This window comes from Spongiactinospora sp. TRM90649, from assembly GCF_029382225.1.
Taxonomy (GTDB): domain Bacteria; phylum Actinomycetota; class Actinomycetes; order Streptosporangiales; family Streptosporangiaceae; genus Spongiactinospora.
Genome location: NZ_JARLTC010000034.1, coordinates 125247 through 140209 on the forward strand (window position 1 = coordinate 125247; position 14963 = coordinate 140209).

Sequence of the window (14963 nt, forward strand, 5' to 3'; positions counted from 1 at the left end):
GCCAGGGGTGCCGTACGCAGGGATGATCTCCCTAGGCTTGGGTCCATGAGTGACGCGCCCTTCGTACCGCACGGATTCGCCGTGCCCGCCCCACCGGCCAGCGACCGCTTCCGGCTCGAACCCTTAGGCCCGCGCCACAACCGCGCCGACCACGCCGCCTGGACCTCCAGCATCGACCACATCCGCGCCACTCCCGGCTTCGGCCGGGGCTCCTGGCCCCCGCCGTCCGGCATGGCCCTCGACGAGAACCTCGCCGACCTCCAGCGGCACGCCGACGACTTCGCCGGCCGCAAGGGCTTCACGTACACGGTCCTCGACCCGGAAGGCACCGTCGTCGGCTGCGTCTACATCTACCCCTCCCACGACCCGGGCGCCGACGCCGAGGTCCGCTCCTGGGTCGCCGCCACCCATGCCGACCTCGACCGCCCCGTCTACGACACGGTCTCCACCTGGCTCACCAAGGACTGGCCCTTCAACGCCGTCCACTACGCCTCCCGCAATGGTCACCCCTGACCCCCATCGGCGTGCATGATCGAGGTATCGACCATGTGATGGGGAAGGACCCGACATGACACCACGCACGATCACCATCGGCGGCGACCTGACGATCAACCGGCTGGGTTTCGGCGCGATGCGTCTGACCGGCCCGAACATCTGGGGGCCGCCCGCCGACTTGGACGGCGCGCTGGCGGTTGCCAGGCGTGCGGTCGAACTCGGCGTGAACCACATTGACACCGCCGACTCGTATGGACCGGGGGTCAGTGAGGAACTGCTGGCGGAGGCCCTACATCCCTACCCGGAGGGGTTGCTGATCGGCACCAAGGCCGGGCAGACCAGGCCGTCGCCCACCGAGTGGAAGCCGGTCGGCCGTCCTGAATACCTGCGTCAGCAGGTCGAACTGAGCCTGCGGCGGCTGCGGCTGGAGACCATCGACCTCTTCTGGCTGCACCGCGTCGACCCGCAGGTGCCGGCGGCCGAACAGTACGGCGCGCTGGCCCGGATGCGCGACGAGGGGAAGGTGCGCCACGTCGGCCTGTCGCAGGTCACGGTCGCGCAGATCGAGGAGGCGCGGGAGACCGTCGAGATCGTCGGCGTGCAGAACCTCTACAACCTCACCACCCGCACCGACGACGACGTGCTCGACCACTGCACGCGCGAAGGCCTGATGTTCGTGCCATGGCTGCCGATCGCGGCCGGCGCGCACGCGGCGAGCGACGGCACGCTCGCCGAGGTGGCCGCCGAGGTCGGCGCGACGCCGGTCCAGGTTTCGCTGGCCTGGATGCTGCACCGTTCGCCGGTCGTGTGCCCGATCCCCGGCACCGCCTCCGTCGCCCATCTGGAGGAGAACCTGGGCGCGGCCGACGTGACGCTGACCGACGAGCAGTACGACCGCCTGGCGAAGCTCGGCTGACGAGAAGGGCGGCCGGTCAGCTCGCGGCGCGGGCGAACAGCAGGAAGTGGTTGCCGGTGCCGATCAGCTCGCCCACTTCGGGGTCCCGCAGGGTCGGCTCCCGCACCACCAGCCGGTACTCGTGTTCCTCGAACGCGGGCAGCAGCGGCAGGGTGCGCGTCTCGACGCCGTCCACGATCTCCTCGCACGCCGTCAGGTGCGCGCCGTAGTTCGGCACGACGAGGATCAGCGGCGTGCGGATCTCGGCGAGGAAGGCGATCCACCCGGCCGCCGCCGCGTAGGGCATCTCGGAGAAGCTGTGGATGTTGACCGCCACGTCCACGTCGCCGGGTCCGATCCGCTCGCGGACCTCGTCCAGCGGAACGGTGCGGGCGACCTCCCCGGCCTGCCGGAAGCCCAGGTAGTACTCGCAGAGGTAGGTGGCCTCCGCGACGCCGTCCACGCAGGTGTAGGAGGCGAGGCCGGGTACGGCCTGAGTCATCCGGTGGGCCAGCCGGCCGTACCCCGCGCCGATGTCCAGGATCCGCACCCCGCGCCTGCCCAGCAGGCCGAGGTGCCGGTCGAGGAAGTAGATCTCGTTCACCGAGTCCAGGAGGTCCCGGCTGACCGTGGGACGGCCGGCGAAGGAGTGCGTCTCGCAGCCGAACGCGCCGTCCTCGCCGAGCCGGTCGAGCAGCCCCAGCCGGTCGAGCCCGGCCACGTAGCCGGTGTAGCGGAGGTACTTCGACCGCTCGTCCTCGCCGAAGTAGCGCCGCTGCCACACGAAACAGTTGTCGCCACGGAACGTCCCGAACGACAGCTCCCTGCCGACGAACTCGTCCGACCACTGCGAGCGCGCCGCGAGCGGCCCGTCGTACGCGGCGTACCGGCGGCGCAGCTCGGCCAGGCGAGGGTCGCCGATGGAGGGATGATCAGCCAATGGGGGCCTCCCGCGGGTTCACTGTGTCGTCGAGGTCGTCGAGGTCATCGAGGCGTCGCAGCAGGTGGGCCGCGACCGCCGCACCGGAGGTCCATTCCAGGCCGCCGGACACCTCACCCGTTGCCCTGCGGGGCCGTGCCAGGGCCGCTCGCGTCGCCGCCCACAGGGCGTCCCTCCCGGCGCCGGGCTCCACGTGCTCGATCAGCCCGGCCGAGGCCAGCAGCCCCACCCGGCGCGCGAAGGACTCCGGGTATGGCACGGCGGGGTCCGTCATCCCCACCACGGGGACGCCGTTCCAGGCCAGGTCGAAGGCGACCGTCCCATAGGCGTTGACGATCACGGCGTCGGCGGCGGCGTAGTAGAGCTCCGCCCGGTTCGTCACGCCCACCCAGACGACGTCGTCCGCGCGCGCCGCGGGCACGTCGGCGAACCTGTCGCCGAGGACGTAGAGGCGCTGCCCGGCCTCGCCGCACGCCAGCCAGGCATCCAGGGCGGCCACCGCGATCCGCCGGTTGTCGGCCTGCCCCGCCATCCCGCCGACCGTGAGCACCGCGACCGTGCGGCCGTCCGGCACGCCGAGGGCGGTCCTGGCCGCCTCGCGGGTCACGGCGAACTCGCCCACGACCGGCCCGGCCCGGCGGATCGGGGCCTTGGTCGCGTACGGGCCGGGGTGCGCGCCGGCGAAGTCCAGCACCACGATCTCCCCCGCGTGGTCGAGGAAGGCGTCCTGGGCGGGCGCGCCCAGCTCGGCGTAGAACCAGTCGGTGAGCAGGATGCCGCGCCTGCCCCAGACCCGCTCGCAGTACGGCATGGCCCACACCACCTCGTCGGAGACGGTGAGGTCCGGGCGGGGCGTCCCGGCCATCACCTCCCACACCCGCCTGGCCGCCTCGGGCGTCATGTCCTCCTCGTCGGCCACGCCCATGTCCACGTGCTCGACGCCGTGCAGGGCGAAGTACCCGGCGGCGCTGCCGGAGGCGAGGACGTCGATCTCGGCCTCAGGGCGCAGGGACCGCAGCGCGGCGATCACGCGGGCGTCGCGGGCGGCGTGCCCGAAGCCGTGGCCGCGTACCAGGAACAGGATCCGGGGCATCTCAGGAGTCCTCTCCGTCTTCGCCGCCGAGGTCGGGGGCATGGCCGGCGAGGGCGCGCCGGCGGAGTTCGACCGTGCCGAGCACGGCGGGGAAGGGGGCCGCGCCGTACGCGTCGTCCCGGCCGGTGGTCCAGCTCCTGGCCGGGGCCGGTGGCACGACGGCGATGTTGGGCCGCTCCTCCAGGGCGGTGACGTGCCGCCGCAGCAGCGGGTTGTCCCAGCCTCCCGGGGGGAAGGCGGGTGCGACCGCCACCGGCGCGCGGGTGCACTGCAGGGCCAGCAGGCTGGGCGTGTCGGCGAGGCCGAGCGCCAGGCGGCTCACGTAGTGGACCGTGGCCGGGTAGACGACGATCGCCTGCGCCCACTCGGCGAGGACGACGTGTGGGGCCGCCGTCACGGGCGCGTCCGGCCAGGTGTCCGGCTCGATGGGGTTGCCCGAGACGACCCCGAGGGCCGACGGGGACACGAACCGTTCGGCCGCCCTGGTCAGCACCACGCGTACGGCGAGATCTGGGTAGGTCGTGCGCAGCCAGGCCAGCCCCTGCGGGACGAAGGCGGCGGCCAGCGCGCCGGTGACGACCAGCAGCAACCGGTCGAACCCCACCGGGGGGAAGGCGGTGCGTCCCGCCGTCATCGAATCTCCTCCTGGAGCGGGGGCCGGGGCAGGGTGCCCACGGCGATCTCCGCGACGGACGACTCCGCCAGCGGATCGAGTCCGGTCATCTCGGCGAACAGCGCCGAGTCGCCCGCGCCGACCGCGCACGCGCCGAGGCCCATGGCCGTCGCGCACAGGTGCACGGCGTGCAGTGCAACCCCGGCGTTCATGAGTGTCAGCGTGCGGGCGATGCCCTCGTACTTCCAGCCCGACCGGGTGAATCGCGCGGCGAGGACGATGAGCGCCTGCGGCGGCGACACGGCCCCGATCCCGGTGCGCGCGACTTCGATCGCCGCGGCCGGCCTGCGGAGGTCGGCGTCGATCGGCGTCAGCGCGTGCTCGGCCGGCTCGTACCGGTACAGGCCCGGGACGAGACCGGCGCAAGCACGGCTCACCAGGTAGTACTCCAGCTCGTGCACGGCCCCCGCCGAGGGGACGGGCCGGTACGTGTGCTCGTACGGCAGGCCCGCCGCCGGGTCGGGCGGCATCGCGCGCACGACCCGGGCGACCCGGTGGAGCAGCTCGCCCACCTGCGCCATGGACAGGGGAGCCGGTCCGAAAGCCCGGACCGACCTGCGGCGCTCCATGACCTCGGCCAGCGGAGGGTCCTCTGCGACCAGCCGGGCGGTATCGGGACGCGGCAGCCGCACCGGTTCCGCCCCGCCCGGCTCCGGACGGGTGGCGGGCTCTGGCGGGAACCGCCCGGCGAACCTGAACGTGGCCCCGACCGGGGTGTCGGTCAGTCCCGCCCTGGCCCGGGCGTGGGCCCACACGTCATGGACCTCCCGCTGCGCGGTGACGGGGTCGGTGTCCTCGGCGAGCAGGCCGTCCGCGTCCACGGGGCAGGCCAGGCGGAGGTCGGCGAGCAGGTGCAGGAGGGCGTCGGCCGTCCCCGCCGGGACGGGCGAGGCCGCGCGCAGCTCCGCCGAGGTGCGCGGGCGGGCGAGCGACGCGACCAGGGCGGCGGCCCGGGGATCGGCGAGCGTGACCCGGCAACCGGCCACGGGCGATTCGAGCGCCATGTCGTCGCCGTGCCGCCGGAGCAGGGCGAAGCGGGACAGCCTGAACCGCTGCTGCGCAGGTACGCCGTCGCTCGGCCGGTATCGGCTCAGGCGCGTGGTGAGGCGGGCCACCGCCACCGCCGGTGCGGCGGCGGTTTCCCCGCACACCAGGACGGCCGCGCCCGCGCGCAGCAGCCGCAGTGCCGCCGCGCGGGCCCCGGCCGGATCGTCCAGCCGGTGGAGGTCGGCCCAGCAGGCCCCGGTCCGGATGAGCCGCACCGCCGCCGCGTGCCGGATGGGAAACCGGCCGCGCGGATCGGCGACCATGACGCCACCGTCGGCCGGGAACTCGGCCGTGACGCCGGGCGCCAGCCGCAGCAGGATCACCTGGCCTCCAACGTCACCGTGGCGAGGCGTGCGACGTAGGTTTTCGAGGGGAGCGGCCAGGCTCCCGGCGTGTCGCTCAGCGTGATCGACCCGGTGAGCGGGCCCAGCGCGGCCGTGATGACCTCCGCCGCCGTCCCGGCCGCGACCAGCAGGCTCCGGTAGGCGTGCGGGGAGTCCGGCGGTGTGCCGCCGAGGAGGACGGCGGCGTCCGCCGTGAGGTCCGTGCCGGGTTGCTCCGGCCCCGCGTGGCGTACCAGGCCCTCTCCGGCGGGGCACGTGTAGTAGCCGGGACGCAGTCCGGCGATCCGCAGGACCGCCACGCACACGGTGAGCCGGACGGACGGCGTGGGCGTCGCGGCGGTCAGCGCCGCAGCGACCGCCTCGGGAAGCGCCCGATGCAGGACGGCGGGCGGCGCGGGAGCCGGTTCCAGCGGGTGCGCCGCCGTCTCCGGGGCGGTCTCGAAGTCCAGCACGATGAGGTCGCGGTAGACGTCGTGCTCGGGAATGAGGGGCATGGCCGTCACCTCTCGTAGACGCCGACGACGGCCGCGACCTGCTCCCGGCCGTCCTGCAGCTCCAGAAGGTCGCGCAGGCCGGGGGACGTCGGGTCCGTCCGGACCAGGCGCCGCTCCCGCGCGGCCGGCGCTGCGGCCAGGCGCGCGAGGGCGCGGCCCGCGCGCAGGAACGCCCGGCGCGCGGCGGCGTCGCCGTGCGAGCCGCGCAGCCGTCCGGGCGTGGCCACCAGGACCAGGACCGCGAGCGGCTCCGGCGGGAGACCCGTCACCGGCGGGCACGCGGCCAGGTCGGCCCGGGTGGCGATCAGTTCGTCGCGCAGCGACGAGTACCGGTGGACGGGATGCGGCAGACCGGCGGCGCCGAGCACGTACGTGTCGAGCGCGGGACGGTCCGCCATCGCTCCGAGCAGCTCGGCGAGCCCGGCGGGCAGCGGGGCGTCCGCGCACGGCAGGCGGGGGGACGACGCCAGGTCGAGATCCCGCCATCGGTCGGCCTCCGCCACCTCGGGCGTCTCCCACGCCGTCCACGGTTCGTCCCGGCACAGCCACTCGTACCGCCCGTACGGCGTGCCGTACGCGTCCGGGAGGCCGCACCCCTCGCAGCCGGGCTCCGGGAGGCACGCGAACGACTCGCCCGCGAGGCCGTCCACCTCCACCCGCACCACCCGCCGCCCGGTCGACGGCCGCGTCGTCGCGGTGAGCAGGGCCACCGCCTCGCCGGTCGCCATCGCACAGGCGAGCGGCACCGCCTCGGGCGGAACGGCGCTCGCTCCCCATCCCGCCGCCTTTCTGCCCGCGCGCAGGCACGCCGAGCAGGCGGTGTGCGGGCCGAGGAACACCGGCCCCAGCTCCAGGTGACGCGCGTCCCCGCCGATCCGCAGCAGCGGGACGCCGCGCGCCGTGCACTCCCGCTCGACGTCCGTGAGCGTCGCGCTCCCGTCGTCCGCCACGATGACCAGATCCGCCGAGCCGGGCTCCGCGCATACGGTCACGCCGGTCTCCCGCAGGTCGGCGGCGAGCAGCCGACCCAATTGGCCGTCCGCCACCACGGCCACGGCCGAGGCCGCGAGCGTGCGCCGCAGGCCGTTCCCGCCCCGGGCGCGCAGCGCGGCGGGCACCGAGCGGGACAGGAAGCAGTCCGCGGGGCCTGCGGGGGCGGGCGGCGGCGCGTGGTCGATCAGACCGGCGGAGTCGAGCAGCCGGATCGCCTGGCCCACCTGGGCGGGCGTCAGCCCGAGCGCGGCGGCGACCTCCCCGGGCGACCGCGTCCCGTTGAGCGCGTCCATCAGCCGGGGCAGCACCGCCGCCGCCGCCGCGCCCGTGAACACGCGCCTGCTCGGCCCGCCCTCGACGATCAGCTCACTCTCGCCGGTCACCCAGGCCAGCCCGTACGCCGTCGCGGGCTCCCAAACCACCGCGCCGCGCGCCGTGGCAGGCCGCTCTTCAGCCGGGCTGTGGGCCGTGGCGTCCGGTTCAGGCATTCGCCGTCCTCTCCCGCAGCGCGGCGGCCGACCTTACGGCCCGCGAAACCCCGCCGTCCGTGCCCCACGCGCCGGACCCGCCGCAGCGCTCGCACCCGTGCACGGGCAGCAGTCGCTGGGTGGCCGACCTCATGGTGAGCAGGTGGGTGAGGTGCACCTGGCCGGGGACGGCGTTCGCCACCATGAGCCGGACGAGCGCCTCGGCCAGCCTGCGGTGATGCGGCAGATGCCCGTAGACGCCCAGGGCCTCGTCCCGCCGGTAGGCGTCCTCGACCTTGGCCCGCAGGCCGGCCCGCGTGTCGTGCTGCGCGCGCCGTCGTCGCAGGCAGCGCAGGCACGGGCCGCCGGGCGGGCTCGTCCACGGTCCCGCGACCAGGTAGGGGTGCTCGATCGTCACCGGAAGCCACGGCACGCCGGCCGCGAAGCAGGCGCGGTCGAGCGCCTCGCACGCGTCGGGCTCCGGTCGCCACGACAGCAGCACGGCGGCCCGCCGTCCGGTGAGGATCGGCCGGTGGGGATCCAGAGGCGTGGCCCCCTCCTCGCGCAGGACGCGCGCGACCTCGGCGCCGAAGTCCCCGATCGCGGCTACCGCGAGGTCGGCTACGCGAACGGCTGCGGCCACGGGTTCTGCTCCTCCTCGGGATACGCGGGAAAGCCCATCCGGGGCGGCGCGTCGCGCAGCCGGGGATGGGCGCGGAACTGCGCGCGCGGATGCAGCGACAGCGGCTGCAGGTCGGGCACGATGACGCTGACCTTGGTGAGCCCGGCGGCCCGCAGCTCGGCGGGGGTCCGGTCCACGGCATAGGCCCGCATGCCGGCTTCGGCCAGCCGGTCCAGCAGGACGGCGAGCGTGGCAGCCGGGTCGGCAGGGTCGGTGGGCAACGGCCGGGCGCGGTCGGCGGGCGCGCGGTCGCCGAGCCCGTCGGTCAGGAACGCGAACGCGGCGGCGCGCTCGGGCCGGGCCATGTACCGCGTCGCGTCGAGCACGGATGTGATGTCGCGGGGGATGGCGTCCGCGTCCCCGGCCCCGCCGTCGTGGCCGTCGTGGCCGTCGTGGAACCCGCTCCGGACGGTGACGGCCTCGATCAGCGCCTTCTCCGCCGCCTCGCCGAGCGTGGCGGCGGCGCACGCGGCCACGAGATTGGCGGTCCGGGCATCGTACGGCGCGCGTTGCAGCAGGTACACGGTCGGCACCCCGAGGTCTGTCGTGGCGTCGAACAGGTGGGTGGTCAGGAACCTGCGCTCGGCGCTGGCGAGCAGGTACCGCACCCGCTCTGTGTGGGCCTCCGGCGCCAGGGGCGGCAGGGGCAGCCGTTGCGTCCAGACCAGCGCCACCGCGTCCCGTTCGATGACCTCCAGCAGGCCCCCGGCCAGCGCCCGAACCGGGTCGAAGTGGATCGCGTGCCCCGTGGAGATCTGGAAGACGAACCGCTCGGCGGGCTCGGGGCGCAGCCCGTAGCAGGCCATGACGGCGGGCACCCAAGCCGGCTCGCCGTCGGACATGTCGACGCCGCGGATCCAGCGGATCGGCGCGCCTTCGTCGAAGGGGACGTGGCGGCAGTCCGGGTGGGCGTACTCCGCCGCCGAGCAGCGCGGGATGTGCGTCACGTCCAGCGCCCGTCCGGGCAGCCCGGCGAGGGGCGCGGTGATCGTGTCGGCCGCGGGGAACGAGCCCGCGTACCGTTCGGCGGCTTCGGCCACCGCGATCAGCTCGGCCAGCCGCTCGTCGTCGAGTACCCGCCCGGTGCCGGTCACGGACTCTCCGGCATGTCCGTGCTGGCCGCCCGCCACCGCGGTGAACATCTTGACGCGGTCGAAGCCGCGGCCCGGCGAGGCCGGCCGTACCGCCGACACCACGCCCAGCGCGCCCACCAGATCCGACAACGGCGTGTCCGCCACCGGCCGTACCTTGTCCTTCCTCGTCGAGTCGTTCCTGAGGGGTCCGGCGGCGGACCGGAAGCAGAAGGGCCCGCCGCCGGGGGTGGTGCGGGTCAGCAGCCGCCGCAGAAGCCGCAGTAGTTCGTCACCATCGGTACTTCGCCGTCCTCGGGGAGGCCGGTGGAGGCGTTGCCGAGCAGTTCGGCCACGAGGGTGTCCCAGTCATCCACTGGGGACTCCACGACGTCCAGGTCGAGCTTGTCCTCGGCTGCGTTGGTCGTCGGAACGGACATGTCTCCTCCTGATGAAACGAGATGGATGGGGTTCGGCACGGCGTCGGGGCGCGCGTCTCCCGCCTCTTCGCGATGAGGATGAGCCGTGCACGTATGGGGGGGTGGGGGTGCCGGTCGGCACCGTTTCACGCGGTGGCCGTCTGAGGGCCGGTCACGCGCTGGTATCCGGTCCGGACGGCCTCCAGCATGAGAGATCCAAGGTCGTCATCGAGGTCGTGGTCGTGAGGGGCGCGCCGGTCTCCCGTGGCGTGCAGCACGCCCTGGGGAAGCGTGCCGAACGCCCGCCTGACCACCGGCGACGCCAGCGCCGTCGCGAGGTCGGGCGGTCCCGCGGGCGGATGCACACGTACGGCGGGCGCGGGACCCGCCAGCACCGCACCGGCCGCGAAGGCGGCCAGCCAGGCGGTCTCCAGGAGGTGCGCGGCGAATCCGGAGCCGTGCCCGTTCGGCCCGTCGTGCAGGTCCGCGACCCGCGCGGCCGACAGGCGACCGGCCTCCGCCGGATCGACGCCCAGACGGCGGAACGCCGCGTCGGCGTCGAGGACCTCCCATGGGGCCGTCGCCCCGGCGCGGATTCCCACGGTCAGCCGGGGAGGCACCACCATCCGGCTGATGACGGGCAACCGCCACGCGGCCCCGAAAGACCCGCCGACCACCGTGTCAGCCACCGTTCCGAGTACGTCGTCCTGGAAGCACACCGACCGGCGCGGCCCGAAGGCGTCGTTGCCCGCGAGACTCTCCTGCCCATCGTGCTCGGCGAGCGTCGGTATCCCGCACAGCGTGCGCACGCCGCGCGCCCGCAGGAAGCCGGCCAGGGCGACATCGTCCTGCGCGGCCTGCGGCGGACCGCCCGCCATGTCGCCGAAGTCCCTGGCGATCGCCGTGGGCAGGACCAGCGCGACCGACGGCACGTAGTCGTCGATCACCTCCGCCCACGAGGCGCCGAACAGTGAGACCAGCCGCAGGTGGTGTGAGGTGGCGGAACCCCACTCGGTGAAGAGCGAGAGCGCCACGGTGGGAAAGCGGGTGATGGCGGCCGTCAGCCGGTCGAGGAATCCCGCGCAGAGGACGACGTCGTCCTGCAACACGAGGTGGTGGGTGCCCTCGGGATCGGCCGCCGCCCACGCGGCGAGTGCCGTCCGTATCGTCGCGGGCCCATCCTCCGGACGGGGATCGACGACGACGGAGGCCCGCAGCTCGGGATGACGGTCCCGAAGCGCTTCGGCGCGGCCCAGCCGGAGCGGATGGGTCATGATCGCCGTGGACAGACGAACGGGCGCGAGATCGATGTCACCGCTTTCCGGTGGTAACGAGCTCGCTGGCACGTCTTCTCCGTTCTGCCGAACATGATGCGCACTCAGAATTAGGTCACGCATTACGGGAAGAAATATACGTGCAAAATCCCCCTTGTGGGATATATCCCCTATCTAGAACTTTAATCGGTAGTCAAAATTCAATCTACTGTTCCTCTCGACCACTGTCCGTATAACCCGCCCGCCTTGAAGCGGGGATGCCGCGCGCAGGCCCGCTCCCCCCGGCATGTACCTACGAGCGTCACCCTCCGCACCACATGGATCCGCCGCCCCCGCTCCACCGGGCGACCATTTCCGGCTCGACCCCCCAGGTTCGCGCCATAACCGTGCCGACCGCATAGCCGCCCGCCGATGCCGTGGATGCGGCCCCCGGACCTCGTCGCCTGACCGTCGGCCCACCGTACTTTCGCCGTCGCGGCCTCCCATTCGGAGTACGCCCGGCACCCATGCGCAAATTCGAGGCCGCGGACGACTCGTGGTTGACAATTCCTTCCGCTCGTTCGGCTAACGGACTGCTCCCCTTGTGGGGGGTTCCGGGGTTGGTGGGGTGGGGGAGGAAACACGGGTACGGATCTTGAACGGTACGGAGGATGGCGACGTGTCCTTACCCCACGAAGCGATGGCCCCCGAGGACGACACCCTGCGGCCCGACCCGGCGCGGATGTACGACTACATGCTGGGCGGCGACCACTACCTGCCGGTCGATCGGGCGGCGGCGCAGTCGCTCATCGACATGTACCCCACGGTCGGGCTGACGGCCAAGGCCAACCGGGCGTTCCTGCTGCGGGCCGTGCGGGCGATCGCCGAAGCGGGGGTGGACCAGTTCCTCGACATCGGATGCGGCATACCGCACGCGCCGAACGTGCACGATGTCGTCCGTGAGGTGCGTCCCGGGGCGAAGGTCGTCTATGTGGACGCCAGTGCGGTGGTGCTGGAGCGGATCGGGGCGTCGGGGCCGCCCGAAGGGGTCGTGGGGGTGCAGGCCGACCTGCGTGACTCCCGGACGATCCTGGAGGCGGCCGGGCGGGTGCTCGACCTGTCCCGTCCGGTCGGGTTGCTGCTGGTCGCCGTCCTGCATTTCATCCGTGAGGACGAGGACATCGAGGGCATGATCGCCGCCCTGCGCGACGGGCTGGCCCCCGGCAGTCATCTGGCGATGTCCGTGGCGTGCGCGGACGAGATCCCGCAGGACAAGATCGAGTTCGGCAAGGCCGCCTACCAGGGGGCGACGCGTCCGATCCGGCCGTTCCCCGGTGATCGGATCCGAGGGTGGTTCGAGGGCTGGGACGTGCTGCCGCCGGGGCTGGTGCAGCCGTCGCTGTGGCGGCCGGAGACCGATGACCCGCCGTACATGGAGGCACGGGAGGAGGTTGTCGGAGCGGCCGTACTGCGTGCCTGAACTCAGGTGTCCGCCGATCGGCGGGATTCGAGGGCGTCCAGGATCAGATCGAGGCCGTAGCCGAATTCGGCATGGTGGTCGTAGCCGGGGCGCAGGGCGTGCTCGGCGATCATCTCCGTGAGATACGGCAGTTCGTCCGCCGGGAGGCGTTCCAGGATGTCGCCGGCCACCTCCCCGACGTCCTCCAGGGTGGTGAACGGCAGGCTGGCCTCCTGGAGGACGAACCCGCTGACGTAGCTGTCGATGAGCGAGATGGCGTGGGCCGCCATCGGCAGCGTGAACCCCGCCTCGCGCAGCACGCCGAGGACGGCGTTGTGGTGGCGTAGCGTCGCCGGGCCCGGGTTCCGCCGGGAGTCCATCAGGCCGAGGGCCCAGCTGTGCCGGGCCAGGACGGCACGCGCCGAGTGCGCCCGCGCGCGGATCGCGTCGCGCCAGTCGTCGCATCCGGCCGTGGGCAGTTCGATCGCCTCGAACACCACGTCGACCACGCCGTCGAGGATCGTGTCCTTGTTCGGCACGTGGTGGTAGAGCGACATCGCCTCCACGCCCAGCTTCTGGGCGACCCGTCGCATGGTGATCGCCTCCACGCCGCCGTGGTCGGCGACCCGGATCGCGGCCTGGAGCACCCGATCTCTGCTGAGCGGCCGTCGTGATGATGTCACGGTTGACAACCTTACACCTGTAAGCCAGCCTTACAAACGTAAGGAAAGCAGCCCGGCGAGCCGCCGGGGCGAGAGAAGGAGCTCCCGATGCCGATGCCGAAGTGGTGGGGGCACATCAACAAGCGGGTGTTCAACCCGCGCGCGGTCGCGGGCGGGAAGTGGCCGGTGCTGATCCACGTCGGTCGCGTCTCCGGCGCGACGTACCGCACGCCGCTCGACGCGCACCCCGTCGAGGGCGGCTACCTGTTCGTTCTGGTGTACGGCTCGCGCTCGGACTGGGTGCGGAACATCCTGGCGACCGGCCGCGCACGGCTCAGGGTCGACGGCAAGGAGATGGAACTCACCGCCCCCCGCCTCGTCGGCAGGGACGAGGCGTTCCAGGCCCTTCCCGCCGGGGTGGCGCGACCCCCGAAGGTGCTCCGCATCACCGAGTTCCTGCGGATGGACCTGGTCACGGGCTGACGGCGGGCGCCCGGCAGGTCGCGGTGACCAGGTAGCCGACGAACTCCATGCCGTCGGACGGCGCGGCCGGGTAGCCGTCCGCGGAGTCCACCGTGGACATGACGCCGGAACCGGGTTGCGCTCGCAGGTAGCCGTCCTCGCCGAGGGCGTAACGGCAGTGGACCGCCCCGATCGCCGTCACCACCGCCTCGGTGTACGGCACGCGGTCGAATTCGGTGTCGTGGCTCTCCTGTCGCAGGTGCACGGTCACGTCCCGCCCCAGCAGATCGGACAGGTTCTCCGAACTCATCTCGAAGAGCCGCCACGAGACCGTGGACCCGATGCGGAACGGCCGCCCGCAGCAGTGCATCTGCCATGCGTCGAGCCAGATGGTCTGTTCCATCCCGCGAGTATCGTCGAACCCGGCGGTCCGTTCTGACGGGAAGAGGGACACATGTCGCTGTACGCACTGCGATACGAGTACGACGCGCACGACGACACGGGGCGGCGTGATCAGCTCCGGCCCGCGCACGTCGACTTCGTCCGCGACCTCTTCCAGGCGGGAGTGGTCGTGCTGAGCGGGCCTCTGGTGGACCGGGAACGTCCGGGCGGCCTGCTCATCGTGCGGGCCGACGACGTGTCCGAGGTCGAACGGATCTTCGACCAGGATCCGTTCTGGACCGCCGGGCTGGTCGGGTCGCGGGACATCCGCGCCTGGAACGTGGTGTTCGCGAACAACCCGCTGGAATGACGTCTCCCGCCTGCTAGCGGACCCCCTGACCGGCGAGGTAGACGGCCTGCACGCGGGTCACGGCGGTGATGTCCTTGGTGGGCTCTCCCTCCACCACGAGCAGGTCGTCGTCCACACGGACGCCCTCGGGGGTCAGGCAGGTGCAGTGCTCGATGCCGTCCACGCCCGCCTCAAGCGCGAGCCGGACGGCCGGCAGCGCGTGCGCGTGCGCGGTGATCGGCAGCCCCGCCCGGTGCGCCTCCTCGACGGCGGCCCGTAGTTCCTCCGCCGTGAACTGCGGGCGCATGGCGCCGGTGCCCGGCGTCAGCACGCCGCCGCTCGCCATGATCTTCACGACGTCCGCGCCGAGTTCGGCGCGCTGCCGGGTCGCGCGGCGCAGTTCGTCCGTGTCGTGCACTTCGCCGCCCAGCGACCAGCAGTGCCCGCCGGGGCTGGTGATCGGCGCGCCGGAGCCACGACGGCGGGCAGCCCAGGCCCGGCCGCGGTGCGCCAGGTGAGCACGGCGTTCCGGTGGTCGCCCAGGTCGCGCACGGTGGTGACGCCCGCGGCCAGGTGAACGCGCAGGGACGCGCGTCGCACCCCGGCGATCCGGCCGTCGGTGACGAGCATCACGGTGGGGCCGTCCGTCATGTGTTCGCCGTCGAACACACCGTCCGCGTGAATCGCGAGGTCACCCATACCAGGACGCTAGTGCCGCGTCACCGAACCTTGCTAGGTCATTGATCGTTGGTGGGTGAGCACGCCAGCCTTGTCCCGGAGTAGTT

The 14963-nt window shown here is 73.1% G+C and carries 19 protein-coding genes; 5 read left to right on the plus strand and 14 right to left on the minus strand.

The features are described 5' to 3' along the window. Nucleotides 1-45: 45 nt before the first annotated feature. Together P3X83_RS33760 and P3X83_RS33765 are read left to right on the plus strand one after the other, a co-directional pair. Nucleotides 46-513, plus strand: coding sequence for an N-acetyltransferase (locus P3X83_RS33760; protein WP_277309384.1), 468 nt, complete (start codon nt 46-48; stop codon nt 511-513). Between the two features lie 55 nt (nt 514-568). Next, nucleotides 569-1411, plus strand: a complete 843-nt coding sequence (locus P3X83_RS33765) for an aldo/keto reductase (protein ID WP_277309385.1) — start codon at nt 569-571, stop codon at nt 1409-1411. 16 nt (nt 1412-1427) lie between these two features. Here the strand turns inward: P3X83_RS33765 and P3X83_RS33770 are convergent, their stop codons facing one another. From P3X83_RS33770 to P3X83_RS33815, 10 genes are all read right to left on the minus strand, one after another. Beyond that, nucleotides 1428-2330: a putative sugar O-methyltransferase gene (locus P3X83_RS33770; protein ID WP_277309386.1), complete on the minus strand. Its 903-nt coding sequence runs from the start codon at nt 2328-2330 to the stop codon at nt 1428-1430. Then, complete coding sequence (locus P3X83_RS33775) at nt 2323-3423, minus strand: hypothetical protein (RefSeq protein WP_277309387.1); 1101 nt, start codon at nt 3421-3423, stop codon at nt 2323-2325. The genes P3X83_RS33770 and P3X83_RS33775 overlap by 8 nt, the downstream gene beginning before the upstream one ends. Before the next feature lies 1 nt (nt 3424). Then, nucleotides 3425-4057 carry a flavoprotein gene (locus tag P3X83_RS33780; RefSeq protein WP_277309388.1) on the minus strand — a complete coding sequence of 211 codons (633 nt, stop codon included), beginning with the start codon at nt 4055-4057 and terminating at the stop codon, nt 3425-3427. Beyond that, nucleotides 4054-5466 (minus strand): SagB family peptide dehydrogenase, encoded by a 1413-nt coding sequence (locus P3X83_RS33785; RefSeq protein ID WP_277309389.1) that lies wholly within the window; start codon nt 5464-5466, stop codon nt 4054-4056. The genes P3X83_RS33780 and P3X83_RS33785 overlap by 4 nt, the downstream gene beginning before the upstream one ends. Then, nucleotides 5463-5981 (minus strand): hypothetical protein, encoded by a 519-nt coding sequence (locus tag P3X83_RS33790; RefSeq protein WP_277309390.1) that lies wholly within the window; start codon nt 5979-5981, stop codon nt 5463-5465. Before P3X83_RS33790 ends, P3X83_RS33785 begins: the two co-directional genes overlap by 4 nt. Nucleotides 5982-5986: 5 nt before the next feature. Then, nucleotides 5987-7462, minus strand: coding sequence for a hypothetical protein (locus P3X83_RS33795; RefSeq protein WP_277309391.1), 1476 nt, complete (start codon nt 7460-7462; stop codon nt 5987-5989). Next, a complete protein-coding gene (locus P3X83_RS33800; protein ID WP_277309392.1) occupies nt 7455-8084 on the minus strand; it encodes a TOMM precursor leader peptide-binding protein in 630 nt (209 codons plus the stop codon). Before P3X83_RS33800 ends, P3X83_RS33795 begins: the two co-directional genes overlap by 8 nt. Further along, nucleotides 8063-9361 carry a YcaO-like family protein gene (locus P3X83_RS33805; protein WP_277309393.1) on the minus strand — a complete coding sequence of 433 codons (1299 nt, stop codon included), beginning with the start codon at nt 9359-9361 and terminating at the stop codon, nt 8063-8065. Before P3X83_RS33805 ends, P3X83_RS33800 begins: the two co-directional genes overlap by 22 nt. Before the next feature lie 92 nt (nt 9362-9453). After that, complete coding sequence (locus tag P3X83_RS33810; RefSeq protein WP_277309394.1) at nt 9454-9633, minus strand: hypothetical protein; 180 nt, start codon at nt 9631-9633, stop codon at nt 9454-9456. A gap of 125 nt (nt 9634-9758) precedes the next feature. Then, on the minus strand, nt 9759-10886 hold the full coding sequence (locus P3X83_RS33815; protein ID WP_277309395.1) for a hypothetical protein: 1128 nt from the start codon (nt 10884-10886) through the stop codon (nt 9759-9761). A gap of 658 nt (nt 10887-11544) precedes the next feature. On the opposite strand from P3X83_RS33815, the gene P3X83_RS33820 reads away from it, so the two are divergent. Further along, the gene (locus tag P3X83_RS33820) at nt 11545-12345 is read left to right on the plus strand and encodes an SAM-dependent methyltransferase (RefSeq protein WP_277309396.1); all 801 of its coding nucleotides are present in this window, start codon (nt 11545-11547) and stop codon (nt 12343-12345) included. 2 nt (nt 12346-12347) lie between these two features. Here P3X83_RS33820 and P3X83_RS33825 read toward each other — a convergent pair whose 3' ends face one another. Beyond that, nucleotides 12348-13007: a TetR/AcrR family transcriptional regulator gene (locus tag P3X83_RS33825; RefSeq protein ID WP_277309397.1), complete on the minus strand. Its 660-nt coding sequence runs from the start codon at nt 13005-13007 to the stop codon at nt 12348-12350. Between the two features lie 87 nt (nt 13008-13094). On the opposite strand from P3X83_RS33825, the gene P3X83_RS33830 reads away from it, so the two are divergent. Then, nucleotides 13095-13469 carry a nitroreductase family deazaflavin-dependent oxidoreductase gene (locus P3X83_RS33830; RefSeq protein ID WP_277309398.1) on the plus strand — a complete coding sequence of 125 codons (375 nt, stop codon included), beginning with the start codon at nt 13095-13097 and terminating at the stop codon, nt 13467-13469. Here the strand turns inward: P3X83_RS33830 and P3X83_RS33835 are convergent. Beyond that, nucleotides 13459-13851 carry a DUF6578 domain-containing protein gene (locus P3X83_RS33835; RefSeq protein ID WP_277309399.1) on the minus strand — a complete coding sequence of 131 codons (393 nt, stop codon included), beginning with the start codon at nt 13849-13851 and terminating at the stop codon, nt 13459-13461. The genes P3X83_RS33830 and P3X83_RS33835 overlap by 11 nt on opposite strands. A 51-nt stretch (nt 13852-13902) precedes the next feature. Between P3X83_RS33835 and P3X83_RS33840 the strand changes: the two genes are divergently transcribed. Further along, nucleotides 13903-14199 carry a YciI family protein gene (locus P3X83_RS33840; RefSeq protein ID WP_277309400.1) on the plus strand — a complete coding sequence of 99 codons (297 nt, stop codon included), beginning with the start codon at nt 13903-13905 and terminating at the stop codon, nt 14197-14199. Between the two features lie 13 nt (nt 14200-14212). Here P3X83_RS33840 and P3X83_RS33845 read toward each other — a convergent pair whose 3' ends face one another. Then, on the minus strand, nt 14213-14596 hold the full coding sequence (locus P3X83_RS33845; RefSeq protein ID WP_277309401.1) for an amidohydrolase family protein: 384 nt from the start codon (nt 14594-14596) through the stop codon (nt 14213-14215). After that, a complete protein-coding gene (locus P3X83_RS33850) occupies nt 14530-14877 on the minus strand; it encodes a hypothetical protein (RefSeq protein ID WP_277309402.1) in 348 nt (115 codons plus the stop codon). Before P3X83_RS33850 ends, P3X83_RS33845 begins: the two co-directional genes overlap by 67 nt. Nucleotides 14878-14963: the final 86 nt, after the last annotated feature.

What these genes read in the sequence shown, in the direction of transcription:
- P3X83_RS33760 (WP_277309384.1), top strand. Translation starts at nt 46, where the DNA reads ATGAGTGACGCGCCCTTCGTACCGCACGGATTCGCCGTGCCCGCCCCA.
- P3X83_RS33765 (WP_277309385.1), top strand. Translation starts at nt 569, where the DNA reads ATGACACCACGCACGATCACCATCGGCGGCGACCTGACGATCAACCGG.
- P3X83_RS33775 (WP_277309387.1), bottom strand. Translation starts at nt 3,423, where the DNA reads ATGCCCCGGATCCTGTTCCTGGTACGCGGCCACGGCTTCGGGCACGCC.
- P3X83_RS33780 (WP_277309388.1), bottom strand. Translation starts at nt 4,057, where the DNA reads ATGACGGCGGGACGCACCGCCTTCCCCCCGGTGGGGTTCGACCGGTTG.
- P3X83_RS33790 (WP_277309390.1), bottom strand. Translation starts at nt 5,981, where the DNA reads ATGCCCCTCATTCCCGAGCACGACGTCTACCGCGACCTCATCGTGCTG.
- P3X83_RS33795 (WP_277309391.1), bottom strand. Translation starts at nt 7,462, where the DNA reads ATGCCTGAACCGGACGCCACGGCCCACAGCCCGGCTGAAGAGCGGCCT.
- P3X83_RS33810 (WP_277309394.1), bottom strand. Translation starts at nt 9,633, where the DNA reads ATGTCCGTTCCGACGACCAACGCAGCCGAGGACAAGCTCGACCTGGAC.
- P3X83_RS33815 (WP_277309395.1), bottom strand. Translation starts at nt 10,886, where the DNA reads ATGACCCATCCGCTCCGGCTGGGCCGCGCCGAAGCGCTTCGGGACCGT.
- P3X83_RS33830 (WP_277309398.1), top strand. Translation starts at nt 13,095, where the DNA reads ATGCCGATGCCGAAGTGGTGGGGGCACATCAACAAGCGGGTGTTCAAC.
- P3X83_RS33835 (WP_277309399.1), bottom strand. Translation starts at nt 13,851, where the DNA reads ATGGAACAGACCATCTGGCTCGACGCATGGCAGATGCACTGCTGCGGG.
- P3X83_RS33840 (WP_277309400.1), top strand. Translation starts at nt 13,903, where the DNA reads ATGTCGCTGTACGCACTGCGATACGAGTACGACGCGCACGACGACACG.
- P3X83_RS33850 (WP_277309402.1), bottom strand. Translation starts at nt 14,877, where the DNA reads ATGGGTGACCTCGCGATTCACGCGGACGGTGTGTTCGACGGCGAACAC.